Origin of the sequence: Micromonospora sp. WMMA1976 (assembly GCF_027497335.1) — a bacterium.
Classification (GTDB): Bacteria; Actinomycetota; Actinomycetes; order Mycobacteriales; family Micromonosporaceae; genus Micromonospora; species Micromonospora aurantiaca.
Genome location: NZ_CP114912.1, coordinates 4,982,833 through 5,002,402 on the forward strand (window position 1 = coordinate 4,982,833; position 19,570 = coordinate 5,002,402).

Below are 19,570 nucleotides of genomic sequence, written 5' to 3' on the forward strand. Positions count from 1 at the left end.
CCACCTCTGCTAGCCGAACCCTTGAAGGAGGGTCGATGGAGTTCGACTTCGCGGCGGAGCAGCCGAAGTTCCTCATGCTGATGTACGGCTTGATCGCCTTCGTCGCGGTGGTGGGCGGGCTGCTCCTGCTCCTCGACGTGGTGCCGTCGTACTTCGCCCGGCGCCGGGAGGCGCAGCTCGTCGCGGCCTCGGCCAGCGGCGCGCCGCTGGCCCGGCCGCGCAAGCGGGGCGAGGGCGCGTTCGCGTTCTTCTTCCTGTTGCCGACGCTGCTGCTGCTCGCCGTCGGGCTGGTGGTCCCCGCCGTCCGCACCACGCTGCTCTCCTTCATGGACTCCGGCAGCAACAACTGGGTGGGCCTGGACAACTACCGCTGGATGTTCGCCGAGGACTCGATCGTCCGGGTCCTGATCAACACGCTGATCTGGGTGCTCCTGGTGCCGCTGGTGGCCACCGCGTTCGGCCTGATCTACGCGGTCCTGGTGGACAAGGCCCGGTTCGAGGCGGTCGCCAAGTCCCTGATCTTCCTGCCGATGGCGATCTCGTTCGTCGGCGCCTCCATCATCTGGAAGTTCGTCTACGCCTACCGGGGCGAGGGCGACCAGATCGGCCTGCTCAACCAGATCGTGGTGAGCCTCGGCGGCGAGCCGAAGCAGTGGCTGCTGGACTCGCCGCTGAACACGTTCCTGCTCATCGCGATCATGGTGTGGATCCAGGCCGGTTTCGCGATGGTGGTGCTCTCCGCGGCGATCAAGGCCATCCCGGCCGACATCGTCGAGGCGGCCCGGCTCGACGGCACCACCCCGTGGCAGATGTTCTGGCGGATCACCATTCCGAGCATCCGGCCGGCCCTGATCGTCGTGGTGGTGACGATCTCCATCGCCACGCTCAAGGTCTTCGACATCGTCCGGACCGCCACCAACGGCAACTACGACACGAACGTGATCGCGACCGAGATGTACAACCAGGCGTTCCGCTACCAGGAGAACGGTCAGGGCTCGGCGCTGGCGGTGTTCCTGTTCGTCCTGGTGATCCCGATCGTGATCTACCAGATCCGCAACCTGCGCAAGCAGCGGGAGGGCTGAGATGACCACCGCCACGCCCACCGTCGGAGTCGGCGCCCAGGCCACCGGACCGACCACCCGGGGCGCCCGGGTGCGCAAGCGCCTGAACAGCCGTACCGCCACGCTCGTGTCGATCGTCATCGCGATGCTCTGGACGATCCCGACCTTCGGCCTGTTCATCTCCTCGCTCCGGCCGGAGAACGAGATCAAGACCACCGGGTGGTGGACGTTCTTCACCAACCCGCAGATCACGCTGGAGAACTACCAGGAGGTGCTGTTCAGCCGCGGCTCGTCCGGGCAGCTGGCCAGCTACTTCATCAACTCGCTGGCGATCACCATCCCCTCGGTGCTCTTCCCCCTGGCCTTCGCGTCGCTCGCCGCGTACGCGCTGGCGTGGATGAACTTCAAGGGGCGGGACTGGGTCTACATCGGGATCTTCGCGCTCCAGATCGTGCCGCTGCAGATGGCCCTGGTGCCGCTGCTGCGGTTCTTCTCCACCGGTGTCACAGTCGCCGGCGTGCAGATCATGCCCGCGTGGGACCTGGTCGACGAACAGAAGTTCGCCCAGGTGTGGTTCGCGCACACCTGCTTCGCGCTTCCGTTCGCCGTGTTCCTGCTGCACAACTTCATCTCGCAGCTGCCCGGCGACCTGATGGAGGCGGCTCGGGTCGACGGCGCCACCCACCCGAAGATCTTCCGCACCATCGTGCTGCCGCTGATCATGCCCGCGCTGGCGGCGTTCGGCATCTTCCAGTTCCTCTGGGTCTGGAACGACCTGCTGGTCGCGCTGATCTTCGCCGGTGGCGGCGACGAGACCGCCCCGATGACCGTCCGGCTCGCGGAACTGGCCGGTACCCGGGGCAACGAGTGGCAGCGGCTGACGGCCGGCGCGTTCGTGTCGATCGTCGTACCGCTGATCGTGTTCCTGTCCCTTCAGCGCTTCTTCGTGCGAGGTCTGCTCGCCGGCAGCGTCAAGGGTTGATCCGGTGCCCCGCCGCCGGCACGGCCGGCGGCGGGGTCCGGGTCACAGCGGGGAGATCACGATGACCAGGATTGACGACGTCGCCCGGCTGGCCGGGGTCTCCACGGCCACCGTCTCGCGGGCGCTGCGGGGCCTGCCGACGGTCTCGGCCGCGACCCGCCGCCGGGTGCTCGCCGCCGCCGAACAACTCCAGTACGCGGTGTCGCCCAGCGCGAGCCGGCTGGCCGGCGGCCGGACCGGCACCGTGGCGGTGGTGGTGCCCCGGATCACCAGATGGTTCTTCGGCACCGTGGTCGAGGCGGTCGAGGAGTTCCTCCAGGACAGCGGCTACGACCTGCTGCTCTACAACCTCGGTGGCCGGGAACGGACCCGGCAGCGCGTGCTGCGCACGGCGAGCCTGCACAAGCGGGTGGACGCGATCATCCTGGTCGCCACCCCGCTGCGGGCCGCCGACGTGCACGCGCTGACGAAGCTGGACCTGCCGGGCGTGACGATCAGCTCCGGCAGCGAGGTGCCCGGGTGGCCCTGCGTCCGGATCGACGACGTGGCCGCCGCCCGCACCGCCACCCGCCACCTGCTCGACCTCGGCCACACCCGGATCGCGCACATCTCCGGCGACCCGGACGACGAACTGGCCTTCACCACCCACCTGGACCGGCGGCGCGGCTACCAGGAGGCGCTGCGGGCCGCCGGTCTGCGGCCCGACCCGAGCCTCGACGTCGAGTCGCGGTTCACCATCGACGGCGGCACCCGGGCCACCGCGGAACTGCTGGCCCGGGGCGAGCCGCCGACAGCCATCTTCGCCGCCTGCGACGAGATGGCGATGGGCGCGGTCACCGCGCTGCGCGACGCCGGGCTGCGGGTGCCGCAGGACGTGAGCGTGATGGGCATCGACGACCACGACCTCGCCGGTGTGCTCGGGCTCTCCACGATCGCCCAGCCCGCCGCCGACCAGGGCCTGCTCGCCGCCCGCATCCTGCTCGACCCGCTCGGCGTACGGGCCTCCGAGCCGTACCCCGGCCTGGTGCCCGCCCCGCGCGGCCCCGACACCGACGGCGGTACGCCGTCGCCGGTGATCCTGCCCACTCGCCTGGTGGTGCGCGAATCGACAGCGCCGCCCCGGGCACACTGAAGAACTCGCTGGTCCCGCACCACCCAGACAGGAGTAAGGCGCTGAACACCGACGCGACGCAGCAGACCCCGGGCACCGGCTGGTGGACCGAGGCGGTGATCTACCAGGTCTACCCGCGCTCGTTCGCCGACTCCGACGGCGACGGCATCGGTGACCTGCCGGGCATCACGTCCCGGCTCGACCACCTCGCCGAGCTGGGCGTCGACGCGCTCTGGCTGTCCCCGTTCTACCCGTCCCCGCAGGCAGACGCCGGGTACGACGTGTCCGACTACCGCGACGTCGACCCGCTGTTCGGCACGCTCGCCGACGCCGACAAGCTGATCGCCGAGGCGAAGGCGCGCGGGCTGCGGGTGATCGTCGACCTGGTGCCCAACCACACCTCCTCCGCGCACCGCTGGTTCACCGCGGCCGTGGCCGCCGCGCCGGGCAGCCCGGAGCGGCAGCGCTACGTCATCCGCGACGGCAAGGGCCCGGACGGCGCCGAGCCGCCGAACGACTGGGTGAGCGTGTTCGGCGGCCCCGCCTGGACCCGGCTGCCCGACGGGCAGTGGTACCTGCACCTGTTCGACTCCGGCCAGCCCGACCTCAACTGGGACAACCCGGAGGTGCGCGCGGAGTTCCTCGACGTGCTGCGTTTCTGGCTGGACCGGGGCGTCGACGGCTTCCGGGTGGACGTGGCGCACGGCCTGATCAAGCAGGCCGACCTGGCCGACTGGCAGGAGCCGCAGGAGATCCTCTCCGGCAGCGAGGTGGACAAGCCGCGCCCGCCGATGTGGGACCAGGACGGCGTGCACGAGATCTACCGGGAGTGGCGGCGGGTGCTCGACTCGTACCCCGGTGAGCGGATCCTCGTCGCCGAGGCGTGGGTGGAGCCGGCCGAGCGGCTGGCCCGGTACGTGCGCCCGGACGAGATGCACCAGGCGTTCAACTTCGAGTACCTGCTGGCCGCCTGGACCGCGCCGGCCCAGTACGCGGTGATCACCCGCTCGCTGGAGGCCACCGACTCCGTCGGCGCGCCCACCACCTGGGTGCTGTCCAACCACGACGTGGTCCGGCACGCCTCCCGGCTCGGGCTCGGCACCGGCGGCGGCCGGGCCAACGGCGTCGGCGTGGACGACCCGCAGCCGGACGCCGCGCTGGGCCTGCGCCGGGCCCGGGCGGCCAGCCTGCTGATGCTCGCGCTGCCCGGCTCCGCCTACCTCTACCAGGGTGAGGAACTGGGGCTGCCGGAGCACACCACGCTGCCCGACGAGGCCCGGCAGGACCCGACCTGGAAGCGCAGCGGGCACACCGAGCGCGGCCGGGACGGCTGCCGGGTGCCGATCCCGTGGGAGGCCGACGCCCCGTCGTACGGCTTCGGGCCGACCGACGCGAGCTGGCTGCCCCAGCCGCCGGTGTGGGCCGAGTACGCACTGGACCGGCAGCGCGGCGTTCCCGGCTCGACGTACGAGCTGTACCGGACCGCGCTGCGGTTGCGCCGCGAGCACGCGCTGGCCCGGGGGCCGCTGCGGTTCCTGTCCTCCGGCGACGAGGTGCTCACGTTCACCAACGGCGACCTCACCGTGCTGACCAACTTCGGCGCCGACCCGGCACCGCTGCCGGCCGGCGCGCAGGTGCTGGTGTCGAGCGCGCCGCTCGACGGCGACGTCGTGCCGACCGACGTGACGGTCTGGTTCCGCAGCTGAGGCAGTGGCCCCGCCGGGCGGTCACCGTCCGGCGGGGCCCTCGCTCTCCAGCCGACCGGCGCGGGCGTGCAGCAGGTCGTGCACCTGCGCGATGTCCCGGGGTGAGGTGCGGGCGGCGAGCCAGTACATGATCCCGGTCGGGATGAAGAAGAGCTGGAAAGCGGCCAGCCCGACCGCGTAGTTCAGCGGCGGCGGGAACGCCGCCCGCAACCCGGCGAACGCCACCCCGACCAGCCCGTTGCCCGCCGCCCGGCCGACGCCGTTGACCAGGTTGCCCAGGCTGTAGACGGTGCCCCGGTGCTCGGGCGGGTTGACGTCGGCGATCAGGGCGAACCAGTTCGGCGAGTTCGCCGAGGTCAGCGCCAGCGCCACCACGGCGGTGAGCAGGCTCAGCCCCACCGACGGTTCGGTCAGCACGCTGGACAGCACGGCCGTGACCACCGCGCCGGAGCCGGCGCCGTCCGGCACGTCGATGCGGATCGGCACGAAGAACAGGACCAGGTAGAACGGCAGCGCCGCGAGGATGCCGACGGCCGCGACCACGGCCCGGCCACTCGGCGTACGCCGTTGCAGCGCGTCGCCCACCAGTCCGCCCACGATGGACAGCACGCCGCCGAGCTGGAACAGGGTGGCGAAGACGCTGCCCACCACCACGGCCGTGGCCGGTGAGTAGCCCTGCGCCTCGGCCCGCTGACTGAACAGCACCGGCAGCCAGACCAGCGAGCCGAACGCGGCCTGAGCGGTCAGCCCCTGCAGGATCAGCCAGCGGTTGGTCCGGCGGGCCAGGATCCGGGGCAGGTCGGCGCGGCTGATCCGGTAGTCGTACTCGTTCCCGGCGTCGATCGCCCCGGCCAGCTCCGGTTCGCTCTGCCCGCGCCGGATGTCGTAGGTGAACAGGTACGCCACTGTGGCGGCCAGGCCCACACCGGTCAGCAGCAGGAACGGCCGCCGCCAGTCGGTCGCGCCGAGGACGCCGCCGAGCAGCGTTCCGGCCAGCGTGCCGACGCCCTGCGACAGCCCCCAGAAGCTCATCACCAGGCCGCGGCGGCGCGGTGAGATCAGGTCGGTGACCACGGAGAAACCGACCGAGCCCACCGCGCCGAGCCCGACCGCGCCGACGAACTGCGCGATCAGGAACGTCGCGTACCCCCCGGCGAGCGCGCTGCCGGCGGTGCCGGCGGCCCACAGCAGCGTGCCGACCATGAGCAGCGGCTTGCGGTTGGTGCGGTCCCCCACGTACGCCCAGCCCACCGCCGCCACCGCGCTGACCAGGAAGCTGACGGCGGTGACCAGGCCGAGCATCCGCTGGGGTACGTCGAGGGCGGCGGAGATCGGCCCGTACAGCGGGGGCACCAGGCCGATCGCCACGTTGTCCAGCGAGGCGAGCACCACGAAGACCACGACGCTGTAGAACCGGTGTGCCGCGTTCCCGCGCCGGGAGATCCTGGTGCCCGTCATGCCGGGCAGCAAATCAGGTGCGGGTCACCTGCGCAGCACGACCCCCCGTACCGGCGTCATCCCCGCGCCTCGGCGTAGCGCTCGCGGATGGCGGGGACCGCCTCGCCCGTGTACTCCTCGGTGTCGCCGATGGACCAGGCGGGCGGGGTGTCGCCACCGAGCGCCACCCAGGCGGCCTGCCGGGCCGCGCCGTCCGCCACGTACTCGCCGGGCGGCGGCACCACCACCGGGCGGCCGAAGACCTGCGGCGCGATCCGGCGTACCGCAGCGGACCGGGCGCCGCCGCCGACCAGGATGATCCGGTCGGCGCGGGCGCCCTGCGCGATCAGCGCGTCCAGGCCGTCGGCCAGCCCGCAGAGCATGCCCTCCACCGCGGCCCGGGCCAGGTGCGCCGGGGTCGAGGTGCGCAGCGTCAGGCCCTTCAGCTCGCCGGTGGCGTGCGGCCGGTCCGGTGTCCGCTCCCCTTCCAGGTACGGCACCAGCACCAGCCCGTCCGCGCCGGGCGGGGCGGACAGGGCCAGTTCGCCGAGCGTGTCGAGGTCGACGCCGAGCAGCGTCGCGGCGGCGTCCAGCACCCGGGCCGCGTTGAGCGTGCACACGAGCGGCAGGAACCGGCCGGTGGCGTCGGCGAATCCGGCCACCGCGCCGCTGGGATCGGCGGCCGGCGTGTCCGCCACCGCGAACACGGTGCCGGAGGTGCCGATCGAGACGATCACGTCGCCCGGGCCGGCTCCGGCACCGAACGCCGCGGCGGCGTTGTCCCCGGTGCCCGGCCCGAGCAGGACCGGGCCGGACGCCGCGCCGTCGCCGAGCACGGCCGGGTCGAGGTGCCCGGCCGCCTCGGCCGGGCCGAGCACGACAGGCACCGTCACGCGCCGGCCGAAGGCCCGTTCCAGCAGGTCCAGCCGGTACTCGCCGGTGCGCGGCGACCAGTAGCCGGTGCCGCTGGCGTCGCCCCGGTCGGTGCGCAGCGCGTCCAGGCCGGGAGCACCGGCGAGCCGCCAGGTGAGCCAGTCGTGCGGCAGGCAGACGGCGGCGACCCGGTCGGCGTTGTCCGGCTCGTGCCGGGCCAGCCACCGCAGCTTCGTCGCGGTGAAGCTCGCCACCGGCACCGCGCCGGTCGCCTCGGCCCAGAACCGGCGGCCGGTCTCCCCGCCGCCGGCCTCCTCGACCAGGTCCCGGGCCGCGTCGGCGGACCGGGTGTCGTTCCACAGCAGCGCCGGCCGGACCACCTCACCGGAGGCGTCCAGGCAGACCATGCCGTGCTGCTGGCCGCCGACCGAGACGGCAGCCACGTCGGCCAGGCCGCCGGCCTCGGTCACCGCCGCCCGCAGGGCCTCCCACCAGGCGTACGGGTCGACCTCGGTGCCGGGCGGGTGCGGCGCGCGGCCCTGCCGGACCAGCGCGCCGGTCTCCGCGTCCCGGACGACCACCTTGCAGGACTGGGTCGACGAGTCGACCCCCGCGACGAGCGGCATGGCGGCCCGCCTCAGCGCGCGCCGAGCACGTGCTCGACGGCGAGCTGGTTGAGCCGGACGAAGCCGAAGCCCTTCGCCCCGGCGGCCTCCGGGTCGAACTCCTCGAACGCGGTCCGGTCGGCCAGCAGCTCGCGGTAGCCCTCACCGGGGTTGAGCGTCGGGGTGGCCAGCTCGGCCACCCGGGCGGCGGCGAGCGCCTCGATCACCTCCGGGTCGGCGCGGAACGCCGCGGCCCGCTCCTTGAGCAGCAGGTACGTGCGCATGTTCGCCTCGGCGGAGGCCCACACGCCGGTCATGTCCTCGGTGCGGGACGGCTTGTAGTCGAAGTGGCGCGGGCCGTCGTAGGCCGGGCCGCCGTTCGGGCCGCCGTGCTCCAGCAGGTCGACCAGGGCGAACGCGTTGAGCAGGTCGCCGTGGCCGAAGACCAGGTCCTGGTCGTACTTGATGCCGCGCTGGCCGTTGAGGTCGATGTGGAACAGCTTGCCCTGCCAGAGCGCCTGGGCGATGCCGTGGGCGAAGTTCAGCCCGGCCATCTGCTCGTGCCCGACCTCCGGGTTGAGCCCGACCATCTCCGGGCGGGCCAGGGTGGAGATGAAGCCGAGCGCGTGGCCGACGGTGGGCAGCAGGATGTCGCCGCGCGGCTCGTTCGGCTTGGGCTCCAGGGCGAAGCGCAGGTCGTAGCCGTTGTCGACGACGTACTCGCAGAGCAGGTCGACGGCTTCGCGGTAGCGGTCCAGCGCTGCCTGGACGTCCTTGGCGACGTCGTACTCGGCGCCCTCCCGGCCGCCCCACATGACGAACGTCTTGGCGCCCATCTCGGCGGCCAGGTCGATGTTGCGCAGCACCTTGCGCAGCGCGTACCGGCGCACGTCGCGGTCGTTGCTGGTGAAGCCGCCGTCCTTGAACACCGGGTGGTTGAACAGGTTGGTGGTGACCATCGGCACGACCAGGCCGGTCTCGTCGAGGGCCTTGCGGAAGCGGCTCAGCCGGGCGTCGCGGGTGGCGGCGTCCGCGCCGAACGGGACCAGGTCGTCGTCGTGGAAGGTGATGCCGTACGCGCCCAGCTCGGCGAGCCGGTGCACCGCCTCGACGGCGTCCAGCTCCGGGCGGGTGGCGTCGCCGAACGGGTCACGGGCCGGCCAGCCCACCGTCCAGAGACCGAAGGAGAACTTGTCCGCGGGGGTGGGGCGGGGTGCCATGGCAGACCTCCAGGTGGTGGTGTCGTCCGCGATTTGTTCAGCGGTTGAATTAAATGGCGGCGATGTGGCAGTGTCAAGAGGTGACAAGCACCAGCACCGCCGGGGCGGTCCGGCAGGGCAGCCTGCGCGAGTTGAACCTCGCGGTGGTGCTGCGGCGGATCGCCGCCGCCGACCGGCCGCCCTCGCGCGCCGGAATCGCCGCCGACACCGGCCTGACCCGGGCCACCGTCTCCGCCGTGGTGGACGACCTGATCGCCGGCCGGCTGGTCGCCGAGGCGGAGCCGGAGCCGCGTACCGGGGCGGGCCGCCCGGCCCGGGGCCTGGTGCTCGCCTCCGACGGCCCGGCCGGGCTCGGCCTCGAGGTGAACGTCGACTACCTGGCGGCCTGCGTGGTCGACCTGACCGGCGCGGTCCGGCACCACCTGGTCCGCCGCGCCGACCTGCGCCCGGTCTCCCCCGCCGACGCGCTCGCCCGGCTCGCCGCGCTGGCCGCCGAGGCGCGCGCCGCCGCCGTACGCGACGGGCTGACCCTGGCCGGCGCGGCGCTCGCCGTGCCGGGCCTGGTGGGCGACGGCGGCCTGGTCCGGCTCGCGCCGAACCTCGGCTGGCGGGACGTGGACGTGCCGGCCCTGCTCGCCGGGCACCCGCTGGCCGAGCCGGTCGACGGGGTGCCGCCGCTGGTGGTCGACAACGAGGCCAACCTGGCCGCCCTCGGCGAGTTGTACGCGGGCCCGGCCGGCCCGCGCAGCTTCCTGCATGTCACCGGCGAGATCGGCATCGGCGCCGGGATCGTGCTCGACGGCGCGCTCTACCGGGGCGCGCGCGGCTGGAGCGGAGAGATCGGTCACTTCCCGGTGCAGCCGCAGGGGCGGCCGTGCCGCTGCGGCGGCCAGGGCTGCCTGGAGCGGTACGCGGGCCAGGAGGCGATCCTCGCCGCCGCCGGGCTGCCCGGCGCGGAACTGCCTGCTGACACCGCCGCCACCCGGCTCGCCGACCTGGCCGAGGCCGGTGACCCGGCCACGCTGACCGCCCTGACCGACGCCGGCACCGCCCTCGGGGTGGCGGTGGCGGGCGTGGTGAACCTGCTGGATCTGGACACCGTGGTGCTCGGGGGCGGATACGCCCGGCTCGCGCCCTGGCTGCGGCCGACGGTGGAGGCGGAGGTCTCGCGGCGGGTGCTCACCGCCGCCTGGGCACCGGTGACGGTGCGCCCGGCAGTGCTCGGGGCGCAGTCCGCCGCGGTCGGCGGAGCCGGCTCGGTGGTCCGCCGGATCGTCGACCGGCCGGTGGGCTGGCTGGCCCGGGCCGGCTGACCGGATGACCGGATGACCGGATGATCCTCGACGGGCATTCCGTGCCTGCGCTCGGTACGCTTGCCGCCAGGCAACCTGTCCGCCGAGTGAGGGGTGCACCGACAGCATGCGCACGGGTCGACCGACCGAAGCGCCCGGCCACCGGAGGTGACCGCCGCGCGCCGGGGCGGTGTCGCGGGGCCGGTCAGCGGCGGTGGACACGCTTCGCGGAGACGGCCCCGGCGGATTGCCGAGGCCGCGCTACCGGCTGACGACCATCTGGCCCGGGAACTGCTCGACGGGCTCGCCGAGGCGGTCGTGACAGTCGACCACGCGGGCGTGGTGACGCTCGTCAACGCGATGGCCGCCGACCTGCTCCCCGAGGTGGCGCCCGGCGTCGACCTGGCCGCGTGCCGGGTGCCGGCGCTGGCCGACGCGGCCACCGCCGGATCGGACGCGTTCGAGACCGACCACCACGGCCGGCGGCTGCGCGGCGTGCGGCGGCCCCTGGCCGACGACCGCAGCGCCTGGTACGTCCGCGATGTCACCGAGGAACACGCGCGTACCGACGCACTGCTGGCCGAACGGTCGCGCACCGCGTTCCTCGCCGAGGCGGGCAGCCGGCTCGGGCTGTCCCTGCACCGCGAGCAGACGCTGCGTACCGCGGTGACGCTGCCGGTGCCCTACCTGGCCGACGTCGCGGTGGTGGTGCACCGCCCGCCGCCGCCCGCCGAGGACCAGCCGCACTGGATCCGGTACGCCACCGGCGATTCCGGCCCGGTCACCGGCCTGGCCGGCTGGCCGACTGTGGAGTCCGTACCCGGCCTGGTCGAGGCGCTCGACGGCGACCTCACCGAACCGAGTCCCTGGCTGGACGCCGAGCTGGCCGACCTGGCCGAGGTGCTGCCCGCCGGGTTCGGCCGTCCGGGCACCGTGTTGATCAGCCCGATGCCGAGCGCCGGTGGGCCGGCCGGCGCGCTGGTGCTGGCCCGGCGCCCGGAGCGGCCCGGTTTCGACAGGCGGGAGATCGGCCTGGCCCGGGAGTTCGCCGGGCGGGCCGGCGCCGCGCTGGCCGCCGCCGAGCTGTACGGCGAGCAGGCCCACCTGGCCCGGGTGCTGCAGAACAGCCTGCTCCCGCCGGAGCTGCCGCGCCTGCGCGGGATGACGCTGGCCGGCGGTTATCGCGCCGCCGGGGACAGCCTGCGCATCGGAGGCGACTTCTACGACCTGTTCCCCACCGGCGACGGCGGCCTGTTCGCGCTCGGTGACGTCTGCGGCAAGGGTGTCGGCGCGGCAGTGCTGACCGGCCGGGTCCGCCAGTCGCTGCAGACCCTGCGCCTGGTCGAGCAGCGCCCCCGGGAGCTGCTGGAGCTGCTCAACCGGGCGCTGCTGGACGCCCCCGACGCGGCCCGCCGGGCCCAGTTCACCACACTCCTGCTGGGCGCGCTGCGCCGCGAGCCGGACGGCGGGCTGCTGGTACGGCTCGCCGGTGGCGGGCACCCGTCACCGCTCGTCGTCCGCGCCGGCGGCGAGGTGGAGACGGTCCGGGTGGGCGGCATGCCGGTGGGCGCGCTCACCGACGCCCGGTTCACCGGCACCGAGGTACGGCTGGCGCCGGGTGACCTGCTGCTGGCGTACACCGACGGGGTGACCGAGGCCCGCGGCGGCCCCACCGAGCCGGCCATGTTCGGCGACGCCCGGCTGCGTCAGGCGCTCGCCACCGGCACCGGGCTTCCGCCCGCCGCGCTCGTCGAGCGGGTGCTCCAGCTCGTCGACGAGTGGCTGGACGGGCAGCCCCACGACGACATCGCCATGCTCGCCGTGGCGGCCGGGTGACACCGCCGCCGCCGGACCGCCCCACCCCCGCGGCCGGGCGCCGGATCGGGCCGGACACGCTCGTCGCGTACCTCGATCACCTGGACGCCGCCGACCGGGCCGGCGCGGTCACGCTGGCGCTCAGCCTGCTCGCGGACGGGTTCTCGGTCGCGGACGTCCTGGTCGACCTGGTCGCGGTGGCGCAGCGGGAGGTCGGCCGGCGCTGGCTCACCGGCTCGTGGAGCATCGCCCAGGAGCACGCCGCCACCCACGTCAGCGAGCAGGTGGTGGACGCGCTGGGCGCGACGGTCGGCCCACCGCGACGCGGGCACGTGGTGATGGCGTGCGTGGAGGGCGAGTGGCACGCGCTTGCCGCCCGCATCGTCACCGAGGTGGTCCGGGCGGCCGGCTGGCGGGTGACGTTCCTCGGCGCCAGCGTGCCGGCCCGGCACCTGGTCTCCTACCTGCACCAGACCGGTCCGGACGCGGTGCTGCTGAGCTGCGTGCAGCCGAACCGGCTGGTCCGGGCGGCGCGGATGGTGGAGGCCAGCCGGGCGGCCGGGGTGCCGGTGCTCGCCGGTGGTCCCGGCTTCGGCCCGGACGGCCGGTGGGCCACCGCGATCGGCGCGGCGGGCTGGGGCGCCAGCGCCCGGGACGCGGTGGAGCTGCTGGAGCGGCCGCTGTCTACCGAGCACACCGGCGCGCCGCCGCCCCCGCCCGACGACGCGTACGTGGCGGTGCTGCACCGGCGACGTGAGCTGGTGCGGCTCGCGCTCGCCGCGGTGGACCCGCCGCCGGAGAACGCCGAGGATGTCGCCGCCGGTATCGCGCACCTGGTGGACGCGCTGATCGCGGCCGTGCGGGTGGACGACGACCGGCTGCTGCGTGACTTCGTCGGATGGCAGGAGGAGGCGCTGACCTCCCGCGGCGGCCGGGCCCTGCTGGACCGGGTGCTCGACACGCTGGAACGGGCGCTGACCGAGCATCCCCGGGTGGTGGCACGGCTGCGGGCCGCCCGCGAAGCGGTGCCGGACGATCCAGGCCACGCCGGCTGAGTCAGGCGGTACGGGCCACCGGAGTTTCGCCGGACGGCCGGGCCGGGTCGCCGATCCGTTCCCCGGAGGGTTGCAGCATCGGCCAGCCCTCCGCCACGGTGGCCTCCCCGCGCCGGCCCACCTCGTCGAACTCGCGCATGCCGCGTACCAGCGCGGCCCGGCCCTCCGGGCTCATCCCGGCCAGGATCCGCTCCAGCCGGTGCCGCCGGTCGGCACGCAGCTCGGCGAGGAGCCGGAGGGCGGCGGGCGTGAGGTGCAGCGAGATCTCCCGCCGGTCGTAGCGGCCCGGCTCGCGCTCCAGCATCCCGGCCGCGACCAGCCGGTCGCACAGCCGGCTGGCGGAGGAGAGCAACATGTCGGTGAGCGTGGCGAGACGGCGGAGGTTGATGCCGTCATACTGCTCGACGACCATGATCGCGCGTAGTTGGGCACTCGACAGCCGGCTGGTGGTGCGCTCCCGGGCCGCCTCCCAGACGGCGAGCAAGGTGCCTGCCGCCTCGTCCAGGGCGGCGGACATACTCGTTACAGGTTCCCGGGTACTGCGCTCTTCGGTCATGGTGGGGCCGAGACTACTCCCCGGATCTGCCCGGCGACCTGTGCAAAGGAGCAAAGATGAGCGGAGCGGAGGGCCGCGCTCGCCGGGTCCTGACCGAGGCGCCGACGGATCTCATCGTGGACCGGCTCGCCGCCGAGCTCGCGCGCACGTACGGCGTCACCCACACCGAGCTCTACCAGGTCGACTACCGGCTCGCCGAGCTGCTGCCGCTGGACGACGGGCCGTCGGTCACCGGGCCCGGCCACCCGGCCTGGCGCGCCTTCGACCACCAGGAGCCGGTGATCGCCGACGGCGTCGGCTGGTTCCCGGTGGGCATGCGCGGCGAACGCCGGGGCGTGCTGAAGGTCTCGCCGGTGCCCGCCGACCCGGACGCCCGCCGGGAGCTGGACACCATCGCCACGGTGCTCGGGCACGAACTGAGCGCGGTCATGGCGACCACCGACATCTACCGGACCGCCCGGCGCAGCCGGCGGCTCACGCTGGCCGCCGAGATGCAGTGGGAGCTGCTGCCCGGGCGCAGCCGGATCCGGCCGTCGTTCAGCCTGGCCGGGCAGCTGGAGCCGGCGTACGCGGTGCGCGGGGACAGCTTCGACTGGTCCGACGACGGGCACCGGCTCTGGCTGGCGGTGCTGAACGGCTACGGCGAGGGGGTGGCGGCGGCGCTGCTCGCCTCGCTGGCCACGTACGCGCTGCGTAACGCGCGCCGGGCCGGGCTGGACCTGGCCGACCAGGCCGCGCTGGCCGACCAGGCCATCTACGCCCAGCACCGGGGCGAACAGCACGTCTCGGTGCTCCTGATCGAGCTGGACCTGGCCTCCGGCGAGATGACAGTGGTGGACGCCGGTTCGCCGCGGCTGCTGCGGCTGCGCAACGGCGCGGTGACCGAGCAGGAGCTGGAGAAGCAGTTCCCGCTCGGCATGTTCGAGGGCACCGACTACCGCCCGCAGCGGTTCCGGCTGGAGCGCGAGGACCGGCTCTTCGTGGTCAGCGACGGCGTGATCGACGCCACCACCGAGCAGGTGCGCTACGGCGAGGTGGCGCTGGACCGGTTCCTGCGCCGGACCGGCCCGATGGAGCCGCTGGACGCGGTCCGGTCGCTGATCGGCGACCTGCGGGCGTTCGTCGCCGGTGACCTGGTCGACGACGCCGTGGTGGTCTGCCTGGACTGGCTGGGGCCGCAGCCCTGACCCGCCCGGTCAGTACGCGCCGCGGCTGTTGACCACCGCGCCGAACGTCTTCCACAGGATGGTCAGGTCGGCGGCCAGGGACCAGTTCTCCACGTAGTACAGGTCGAGCCGGATGCCGTCCTCCCAGCTCAGATCCGACCGGCCGCTGACCTGCCAGAGGCCGGTCATGCCGGGCTTGACCAGCAGCCGGCGTGCCACGTCGCCGTCGTAGCGGGCCACCTCGGACGGCAGCGGCGGGCGCGGGCCGACCAGGCTCATCTGGCCGAGCAGGACGTTTGCGAGCTGGGGCAGCTCGTCCAGCGACCACTTGCGCAGCAGCCGGCCGACCCGGGTGACGCGCGGGTCGTCGCGCATCTTGAACATCAGGCCGTCGGTCTCGTTGCGCGCGGCAAGCTCGGCGAGCAGGGCGTCGGCGTTCACCACCATGGTGCGGAACTTGAAGACGCCGAACTCCTCGCCGCCCTGGCCGACGCGGGTCTGCCGGAACAGCACCGGACCACGGCTGTCGATCTTGATGGCGAGCGCGATCACGATCAGCAGCGGCGCCAGCACGAGCAGCGCGATCGACGAGATCGACCTGTCGACGAAGCCCTTTACCAGCTTGCGGGCGCCGCGGAACTCGGGTGCCTCGACGTGGATCAGCGGCAGGCCGGCGACCGGGCGGGTGTGGATGCGGGGGCCGGCCACGTCGGTGAGCGCCGGCGCCACCACCAGGTCGACGCCGGTGCCCTCCAGCTGCCAGCCGAGGCGGCGCAGCCGCGTCGCGGTCAGCTCGCCGGAGGCGGTGACCGCCACGGTGTCGGCGCCGATCGCGGTGGCCGCCTCCGGGATGCCGCGGAAGCTGCCGACCACGGGCACGTCGCCCAGGCGTTGCGGCACCGGGGCGAGCAGCGCGTCCGGGATGCACGCGCCGACCACCTGGTAGCCGGCGTACGGTTCCCGGCGCAGCGTGTGCACCAGCTCCAGCACGTGTGCGGTGTCGCCCACCACGAGCACCTTGCGGGACCAGCCGGCGCCCCGGTCGCGGGCCCGGTGCAGCCGCTTGCGGGCCGCGAACCGCGCCACCTCCAGGCCGATCGTGCCGACCGCGAAGGAGATGGCCAGGAAGCCCCGGGAGACGCCGACGTCGGCGATGTACCCGGCGATGGCGATGCCGCCGGCGAGTCGCATGCTGGCCGCGCTGACCCGCCGGTACTCGTCGGCGCCGTAGCCGAGCACCTGGTCGTCGTAGCACCGCATCGCCTTGAGCGAGACGAGCCAGACCAGCAGCAGCGCCGGGGCGACCACCACGTACGGGATCTCGGAGCCGGTCGGTTCCTCGTCGCCGAACCGAGCCAGGTAACCGACCAGGATGGCCACCGCGAGCACGGCGGTGTCCAGCACCACCAGGACCCGGATGTAGGCCCGCTCCGCCGCTCGCGTCGTCTTGCCCGGGCGTTCACCACCGGGTCGCGACGACGTGGCAGGGGTCAACAGCGTCGCCGAGGTCACCGGCCCTCCCCACTTCGCTCAGGACCGCCCCGTCCCCGCCCGGCTCCGGTGTGGAGCCCACGGTCGAGGCACCCGGTCATCATGCCTGGACAATTATGGTTACCGATTGATTCGGACGCATTACCGTCAGTTCTCATCCCGTGTCTTGACCCGGGAAGCCTTCCGCCGTACCGGATTTCCGGTACGGCGGAAGACTAGCGCTGAGCTTCAGGTCAGCGGGGAGCGGGCGGCCGCAGCGCGATCGCCCGGAGGAAGATCTCGCCGATCTTGCTGGGGTCGGTGGTGACGAACGCGCCGCCGCCGGTGACCTTGGTGATCGACTCCAGCTCGGCCCGGTTCACCTCGGTGCCGATGCCGATGATGACGACCTGGACCGGCTGCTCGTCGTCCTTCAGCTTCTTCAGCTGGTCCAGCAGTTCCTTCTGCGAGATGCCGTTGTCGTCCTCGTTCTTGCCGTCGGTGAACAGCACGATCGAGTTGACCTTGCCCGGCTCCCAGTCCTGCTGCACCTTCTTGTACGCCGCGAGCATCGTGTCGTACAGGCCGGTGTCGCCGCTGGAGGGCTTGATCGAGGCCAGGCCGCGCTGGAGGGCGCCCCGGTTGCTGGACAGAGGCTTTATTCCGACCAGCTCGCTCCAGTCCTGTGAGCCCTGCAGGTTGGTGGAGAACGTCCAGAGGCCGATCGACCAGGAGTCGTCGAACAGCCCGAGGCCCTGGCTCGCGGCGGCCACCGTGACCTGCTCCCGGCTGGCGCCGTTGGCGGTCGCGACCGGCTTCTTCATCGAGCCGGAGACGTCGATGACGCAGAGCATCCGGCCGGACTGGGTGGCCACCGACCAGGTGGTGGTGGCGGTCGAGATGGCACCGGGGTCGAGGTCGGCCGCGCCGCCCTGGCCCGACGGCGGCACCTGACGCTCGCCGCCGTTGGCCGGGCTCGGCGCGCCGGTCGGCGCCTGGAAACCCCGGCCCCAGTTGCCGTCCGGCGCGCGCAGCGCCTGCGCGGCGAGCCGGTCCTTGAAGCCCGGCGTACGCAGCACCTCGAAGAGCACCTTGGCGGCGGACGCCTTGGCCGGCTCGATGCCGGGCAGCACCGCGAACGGGTAGTCCAGCGAGATCGGCGGCGGCTGCAGGTACAGCGCGGCGAGCCGGATCGGCGGCTTGGTGCTGTTGTAGGCGATCACGTCCTCCTCGGACAGCGCCGCCGCCCCCAGCCCGTTGGCGATCGCCGTCGGGTCGGAGGAGCGCGGGAACCGCGCGAGGAGGTCCTGCCGCAGCGAGGACCGGTTGGTGGCAAGGGCCCGCAGCGCGCCGACCATCGCCTCCTGTGCCTTCGGCGAGCCGGACTCGCCGGCGGAACTGGCCGCGGCGGTCAGCGACAGCAGGCCGGACAGGCCGGCCGCGTCCTGGGTCGGCTCGACGATCCCGGCCCGCAGCGGCTTGCTGGCGGTGACCTGGGTGAGCAGGTCGGACCAGCGGAGTTCCTTGTCCGGCCACCCTATGCGGGAGGCCACCGGCTCGGGCAGCGCCACCACGACCGGGCTGCGTGCGATGGACGCGCCGTTGGTCGGCGCGAACGCGCTGGCCCCGCCGCTCTTGAGCCGGACCAGCCAGGTCGAGGAGTCCGGCACCCAGACGTCGGGGGTGACGGCGGTGCCGCTGGCCTGCCCGACGCCGGCGAGCGTGGCACCGTGCTTGCTCGCCACCGCGGCGGCCACCTCGACCGGCTCGGCCGAGGAGACGTTGACCGCGATGCAGGTTCCGCCCACCGCGGCGCCGTCGGAGACCCACTGGTCGGCGGCGGCGCGCACCGCGGGGGCGATCTCCGGGGCGGTCGCCACCGACAGCTCGACGCGGCCCGAACAGTTCGGGCCGGCCAGCTGCTGGTAACCGAACCAGGAGCCGGCTACGACGGCGACCAGGGCGGCCGCCACGGCGGCGGCACCTGCTCCGCGGAGGTGAGAACGCATGCGATGGCGGCCAGACACGGTGACCATCTTGCGTACCTCGTGGGGTTACCACCACAACCGTTCGGACGAAAGTTACGCAGCAGAAACAGTTGATCAGCTAACCCATACGCTAAGTTACCAGTCAGTCATTTATGGTGATGTCAATCCACTTCGGACTTTCACTTGGTGACCGTCCGGTCACGGCCGGACGCACGTCGGGCTCGCCATCGGCACCGGTTCCCCCACCGGCTCCGGCACCCCGCCGTCCGGATCGACCCGGAAGATCCTGATCATGTCGGCCCGCTCGTCGGCCACGTACAGGTGCTCCCCGGCGAACGCGAAGTGCCGCGGCCACTCGCCGCCGGTGTCGACCTCGGCCACCAGCTCCGGCGCCGGGCCGTCGAGCGCGAAGACAGCGATCGTGCCCACGCCGCGGTTGCCCACGTAGAGGAAACGCCCGCCCGGTCCGACAGTCACCTCGGAGGGCTGGACGTGCCCGGTCCGGCCGCTGGCGTCGACACGCGTCCGCTGCCGCGGCCCGTCCGGCGTCAGCTCGTACGCGGTGACGGTGGCGTCCAGCTCGCCGACCAGCCAGCAGCGCCGCCCGTCCGGGTGCCGGGCCAGGTGCCGGGGACCGGTTCCGGGCGCCGTCCGCAGCCTCGGCTCCCGCTCGGCCAGCCGGCCGGTGGCGTCGTCGACGTCGTACCGGTAGACCGAGTCGGTGCCCAGGTCGACGGCGAGCAGCCCGCCGCCGGCCGGGTCGGGCGAGACCATGTGGCAGTGCGCGTGCTCCTGCCGCTGCGGGTCGGCTCCCTGGCCGGAGTGCCGGACCAGGTCGGCGCGCTCCCCCGGCACGCCGTCGGCGTCCAGGCCGAACACCGCCACGCTGCCGCCGCCGTAGTTCGCCACGAACAGGTGCCGCCCGTCCGGGGCGACGGACACGTGGCACGGCTCCGCGCCGCCGGTCTCGCGGACGCCCAGCGGTGCGAGGTCGCCGTCCGGGGCCACCCGGAACGCGCTCACCTGACCGTCGGGCAGCTCGTTGCACGCGTACAGCACCGGCAGCGCCGGATGCCGCACCAGGAACGACGGCGACGGGGTGACCGCCACGACGCCCAGCGGGGTCAGTTCCCCGGTCGCCCGGTCCCGCCGGGCCGCCACGACGCCCTCGGCCCGCCCGCCCGTCTCCGCCGTGTAGCCGCCGATGTGGACGATCTCGTCCTGCCCGGTCAC

At 73.7% G+C, this 19,570-nt stretch carries 15 protein-coding genes; 8 read left to right on the plus strand and 7 right to left on the minus strand.

The window, feature by feature from the left end; translation table 11 throughout:
• The first annotated feature begins 35 nt into the window (after nt 1-35).
• The 4 genes from O7546_RS22905 to O7546_RS22920 all read left to right on the plus strand — a co-directional run bounded on the left by O7546_RS22905 (nt 36) and on the right by O7546_RS22920 (nt 4,860).
• Entirely contained in the window at nt 36-1,082 is a 1,047-nt protein-coding gene (locus O7546_RS22905) for a sugar ABC transporter permease (protein ID WP_194800664.1), read from the plus strand.
• A gap of 1 nt (nt 1,083) precedes the next feature.
• A complete protein-coding gene (locus O7546_RS22910; RefSeq protein ID WP_194800663.1) occupies nt 1,084-2,043 on the plus strand; it encodes a carbohydrate ABC transporter permease in 960 nt (319 codons plus the stop codon).
• A gap of 61 nt (nt 2,044-2,104) precedes the next feature.
• Entirely contained in the window at nt 2,105-3,175 is a 1,071-nt protein-coding gene (locus O7546_RS22915) for a LacI family DNA-binding transcriptional regulator (protein WP_194800662.1), read from the plus strand.
• Nucleotides 3,176-3,216: 41 nt separating this feature from the next.
• Nucleotides 3,217-4,860 carry an alpha-amylase family glycosyl hydrolase gene (locus O7546_RS22920; protein ID WP_194800734.1) on the plus strand — a complete coding sequence of 548 codons (1,644 nt, stop codon included), beginning with the start codon at nt 3,217-3,219 and terminating at the stop codon, nt 4,858-4,860.
• Nucleotides 4,861-4,881: 21 nt separating this feature from the next.
• On the opposite strand, the gene O7546_RS22925 is transcribed toward O7546_RS22920, so the two are convergent.
• Genes O7546_RS22925 through xylA form a run of 3 tightly spaced genes read right to left on the minus strand, consistent with a single transcriptional unit; the run spans nt 4,882 to nt 8,995 of the window.
• Complete coding sequence (locus O7546_RS22925; protein WP_194800661.1) at nt 4,882-6,318, minus strand: MFS transporter; 1,437 nt, start codon at nt 6,316-6,318, stop codon at nt 4,882-4,884.
• A gap of 56 nt (nt 6,319-6,374) precedes the next feature.
• Nucleotides 6,375-7,796, minus strand: coding sequence for a xylulokinase (gene xylB, locus O7546_RS22930; protein WP_194800660.1), 1,422 nt, complete (start codon nt 7,794-7,796; stop codon nt 6,375-6,377).
• Between the two features lie 11 nt (nt 7,797-7,807).
• A complete protein-coding gene (xylA, locus tag O7546_RS22935) occupies nt 7,808-8,995 on the minus strand; it encodes a xylose isomerase (RefSeq protein ID WP_194800659.1) in 1,188 nt (395 codons plus the stop codon).
• 53 nt (nt 8,996-9,048) lie between these two features.
• Here xylA and O7546_RS22940 point away from each other — a divergent pair, with 53 nt between their 5' ends.
• The 3 genes from O7546_RS22940 to O7546_RS22950 all read left to right on the plus strand — a co-directional run bounded on the left by O7546_RS22940 (nt 9,049) and on the right by O7546_RS22950 (nt 13,157).
• Nucleotides 9,049-10,308 (plus strand): ROK family protein, encoded by a 1,260-nt coding sequence (locus O7546_RS22940; RefSeq protein WP_194800658.1) that lies wholly within the window; start codon nt 9,049-9,051, stop codon nt 10,306-10,308.
• A gap of 147 nt (nt 10,309-10,455) precedes the next feature.
• On the plus strand, nt 10,456-12,123 hold the full coding sequence (locus O7546_RS22945) for a PP2C family protein-serine/threonine phosphatase (RefSeq protein ID WP_281600022.1): 1,668 nt from the start codon (nt 10,456-10,458) through the stop codon (nt 12,121-12,123).
• On the plus strand, nt 12,120-13,157 hold the full coding sequence (locus O7546_RS22950; RefSeq protein WP_194800657.1) for a cobalamin-dependent protein: 1,038 nt from the start codon (nt 12,120-12,122) through the stop codon (nt 13,155-13,157). Before O7546_RS22945 ends, O7546_RS22950 begins: the two co-directional genes overlap by 4 nt.
• A gap of 1 nt (nt 13,158) precedes the next feature.
• Here the strand turns inward: O7546_RS22950 and O7546_RS22955 are convergent, their stop codons facing one another.
• Nucleotides 13,159-13,674: a MarR family transcriptional regulator gene (locus tag O7546_RS22955; RefSeq protein WP_194800656.1), complete on the minus strand. Its 516-nt coding sequence runs from the start codon at nt 13,672-13,674 to the stop codon at nt 13,159-13,161.
• Nucleotides 13,675-13,769: 95 nt separating this feature from the next.
• Here O7546_RS22955 and O7546_RS22960 point away from each other — a divergent pair, with 95 nt between their 5' ends.
• Nucleotides 13,770-14,900 carry a PP2C family protein-serine/threonine phosphatase gene (locus tag O7546_RS22960; protein WP_281600023.1) on the plus strand — a complete coding sequence of 377 codons (1,131 nt, stop codon included), beginning with the start codon at nt 13,770-13,772 and terminating at the stop codon, nt 14,898-14,900.
• A 9-nt stretch (nt 14,901-14,909) separates the two neighbouring features.
• Here the strand turns inward: O7546_RS22960 and O7546_RS22965 are convergent, their stop codons facing one another.
• The 3 genes from O7546_RS22965 to O7546_RS22975 all read right to left on the minus strand — a co-directional run bounded on the left by O7546_RS22965 (nt 14,910) and on the right by O7546_RS22975 (nt 19,570).
• A complete protein-coding gene (locus O7546_RS22965; RefSeq protein ID WP_135241737.1) occupies nt 14,910-16,391 on the minus strand; it encodes a sugar transferase in 1,482 nt (493 codons plus the stop codon).
• Between the two features lie 212 nt (nt 16,392-16,603).
• Nucleotides 16,604-18,358 carry a substrate-binding domain-containing protein gene (locus O7546_RS22970; protein ID WP_269697532.1) on the minus strand — a complete coding sequence of 585 codons (1,755 nt, stop codon included), beginning with the start codon at nt 18,356-18,358 and terminating at the stop codon, nt 16,604-16,606.
• Nucleotides 18,359-18,535: 177 nt separating this feature from the next.
• Nucleotides 18,536-19,570: a lactonase family protein gene (locus O7546_RS22975; RefSeq protein WP_194800653.1), complete on the minus strand. Its 1,035-nt coding sequence runs from the start codon at nt 19,568-19,570 to the stop codon at nt 18,536-18,538.

What these genes read in the sequence shown, in the direction of transcription:
- O7546_RS22905 (WP_194800664.1), top strand. Translation starts at nt 36, where the DNA reads ATGGAGTTCGACTTCGCGGCGGAGCAGCCGAAGTTCCTCATGCTGATG.
- O7546_RS22910 (WP_194800663.1), top strand. Translation starts at nt 1,084, where the DNA reads ATGACCACCGCCACGCCCACCGTCGGAGTCGGCGCCCAGGCCACCGGA.
- O7546_RS22915 (WP_194800662.1), top strand. Translation starts at nt 2,105, where the DNA reads ATGACCAGGATTGACGACGTCGCCCGGCTGGCCGGGGTCTCCACGGCC.
- O7546_RS22925 (WP_194800661.1), bottom strand. Translation starts at nt 6,318, where the DNA reads ATGACGGGCACCAGGATCTCCCGGCGCGGGAACGCGGCACACCGGTTC.
- xylB (WP_194800660.1), bottom strand. Translation starts at nt 7,796, where the DNA reads ATGCCGCTCGTCGCGGGGGTCGACTCGTCGACCCAGTCCTGCAAGGTG.
- xylA (WP_194800659.1), bottom strand. Translation starts at nt 8,995, where the DNA reads ATGGCACCCCGCCCCACCCCCGCGGACAAGTTCTCCTTCGGTCTCTGG.
- O7546_RS22940 (WP_194800658.1), top strand. Translation starts at nt 9,049, where the DNA reads ATGGCGGCGATGTGGCAGTGTCAAGAGGTGACAAGCACCAGCACCGCC.
- O7546_RS22955 (WP_194800656.1), bottom strand. Translation starts at nt 13,674, where the DNA reads ATGTCCGCCGCCCTGGACGAGGCGGCAGGCACCTTGCTCGCCGTCTGG.
- O7546_RS22960 (WP_281600023.1), top strand. Translation starts at nt 13,770, where the DNA reads ATGAGCGGAGCGGAGGGCCGCGCTCGCCGGGTCCTGACCGAGGCGCCG.
- O7546_RS22970 (WP_269697532.1), bottom strand. Translation starts at nt 18,358, where the DNA reads ATGCGTTCTCACCTCCGCGGAGCAGGTGCCGCCGCCGTGGCGGCCGCC.